This window comes from Streptococcus mitis (genome assembly GCF_001074635.1).
GTDB lineage: Bacteria > Bacillota > Bacilli > Lactobacillales > Streptococcaceae > Streptococcus > Streptococcus mitis_E.
In genome coordinates, this window is sequence record NZ_JUQO01000048.1 from 1 (window position 1) to 2,424 (window position 2,424).

Here is a 2,424-nt window from a genome sequence, read left to right on the forward strand (position 1 = left end):
TACAGCCTGCGGCTAGTTTCCTAGTTTGCTCTTTGATTTTCATTGAGTATAAAATCACTTTTGTAGCCAAGTCTACAGGAGTGATTTTCTTTTTTTATCCGATGATAAATGTGTTATAATAGGTAGCAAAAGAGGTGAAGAAATGAATCAAACAGTAGAATATATCAAAGAACTGACAGCCATTGAGTCGCCAACGGGCTTCACTCGGGAGATTGCGGACTATTTAGTCAAGACTTTAGAAGGTTTTGGTTACCAGCCAGTTCGCACAGCCAAGGGCGGTGTCAATGTGACCATTAAAGGTCAAAATGATGAGGAACAACGCTATGTGACTGCCCATGTAGATACGCTTGGTGCTATTGTCCGTGCTGTCAAATCAGACGGTCGTCTCAAAATGGACCGTATCGGTGGTTTTCCTTGGAACATGATTGAAGGAGAAAACTGTACCGTTCATGTGGCTAGCACAGGTCAAAAGCTATCAGGAACCATCCTCATCCACCAAACTTCTTGCCATGTCTATAAGGATGCAGGAACTGCAGAACGCACGCAGGACAATATGGAAGTGCGTTTGGACGCCAAAGTAACTAATGAAAAAGAAACTCGTGCTCTTGGCATTGAGGTAGGTGATTTTATTAGCTTTGATCCACGAACCGTCGTGACAGAGACAGGTTTTATCAAGTCTCGTCATTTGGACGATAAGGTCAGTGCGGCGATTTTGCTTAATCTGCTTCGTATTTATATGGAAGAGAAGATTGAGTTGCCCGTAACAACCCATTTTGCTTTTTCAGTCTTTGAAGAAGTGGGACACGGTGCAAACTCTAGCATTCCTGCTCAAGTAGTTGAATATCTGGCTGTGGACATGGGAGCCATGGGCGATGACCAGCAGACAGATGAGTACACAGTATCTATCTGTGTCAAGGATGCTTCAGGCCCTTATCACTATGACTTCCGTCAACATTTGGTGGCTTTGGCGAAAGAGCAAGATATTCCATTTAAGTTGGATATCTATCCATTTTATGGATCGGACGCTTCAGCGGCCATGTCCGCAGGGGCAGAGGTCAAACACGCCCTCCTTGGCGCGGGTATCGAGTCTAGTCATTCTTATGAGCGTACTCATATTGATTCAGTTGTCGCGACGGAGCGTATGGTTGATGCCTATCTTAAGAGCGCACTGGTAGACTAATATGTGCCTTATTTGTCAGAGAATTGAGCTCATCAAGAAGGGAGAAAATCCCTATTTTGTCAAAGAGTTGGAAACAGGCTATCTTGTGGTTGGAGACCACCAGTATTTTGCAGGCTATAGTCTCTTTCTAGCCAAGGAACACGTCACAGAATTACACTATTTAGAAAAGAAAACAAGACTCCGTTTTCTAGAAGAAATGAGTTTAGTCCAAGAGGCAGTTGCCAAGGCCTTTGCTGCTGAGAAAATGAATATTGAACTTCTAGGAAATGGCGATGCCCATCTCCACTGGCATCTTTTTCCTAGACGAGCAGGTGATATGAATGGTCACGGTCTCAATGGACGTGGTCCAGTATGGTGGGTCCCCTTTGAAGAAATGACAGCAGAACCCTACCAAGCAAAAACGGATGAGATTAAAAGATTAGTCGAATGTTTATCGTCAGAACTAGATAAAGTATTAGAAATAAAGGAGTAAAGATGAAAAAAAGATACCTTGTTTTGACAGCCTTGCTAGCCTTGAGTCTAGCAGCTTGTTCACAAGAAAAAACAAAAAATGAAGATGGCGCAGCTAAGACAGAACAAACAGCTAAAGCTGATGGAACAGTCGATAGTAAATCTCAGGGAGCTGCCCAGAAAAAAGCAGAAGTGGTTAACAAAGGAGACTACTACAGCATCCAAGGCAAATACGATGAAATCATCGTAGCCAATAAACACTATCCATTGTCGAAAGACTACAATCCAGGGGAAAATCCAACAGCTAAGGCAGAGTTGGTCAAACTCATCAAAGCTATGCAAGAGGCAGGTTTCCCCATTAGCGACCATTACAGTGGCTTTAGAAGTTATGAAACTCAGACCAAGCTCTATCAAGATTATGTCAATCAAGATGGGAAAGAAGCTGCCGACCGTTATTCTGCTCGACCTGGCTATAGCGAACACCAGACAGGTTTAGCCTTTGATGTGATTGGGACAAATGGTGATTTGGTGACAGAAGAAAAAGCGGCCCAATGGCTCTTAGACCATGCGGCTGATTATGGTTTTGTTGTCCGTTATCTCAAAGGCAAGGAAAAGGAAACAGGCTATATGGCTGAAGAATGGCACCTTCGTTATGTCGGAAAAGAAGCAAAAGAAATTGCTGAGAGTGGTCTCAGTTTGGAAGAATACTATGGATTTGAAGGCGGAGATTACGTCGATTAATACTCTTCGAAAATCTCTTCAAACCACGTCAGCTTCCATCTGCAACCTCAAAA

General features: G+C 43.3%; 3 protein-coding genes. All 3 read left to right on the forward strand.

Annotation, left to right across the window (positions count from 1 at the left end; all coding sequences use genetic code 11):
• Positions 1 to 142 precede the first annotated feature (142 nt).
• Genes ADI58_RS01790 through ldcB form a run of 3 tightly spaced genes read left to right on the forward strand, consistent with a single transcriptional unit; the run spans position 143 to position 2,371 of the window.
• Positions 143 to 1,180, forward strand: a complete 1,038-nt coding sequence (locus ADI58_RS01790; RefSeq protein ID WP_049521231.1) for a M42 family metallopeptidase — start codon at positions 143 to 145, stop codon at positions 1,178 to 1,180.
• A 1-nt stretch (position 1,181) separates the two neighbouring features.
• Complete coding sequence (locus tag ADI58_RS01795; protein WP_049521232.1) at positions 1,182 to 1,652, forward strand: HIT family protein; 471 nt, start codon at positions 1,182 to 1,184, stop codon at positions 1,650 to 1,652.
• 2 nt (positions 1,653 to 1,654) lie between these two features.
• Entirely contained in the window at positions 1,655 to 2,371 is a 717-nt protein-coding gene (ldcB, locus tag ADI58_RS01800; protein WP_049521233.1) for an LD-carboxypeptidase LdcB/DacB, read from the forward strand.
• Positions 2,372 to 2,424: the final 53 nt, after the last annotated feature.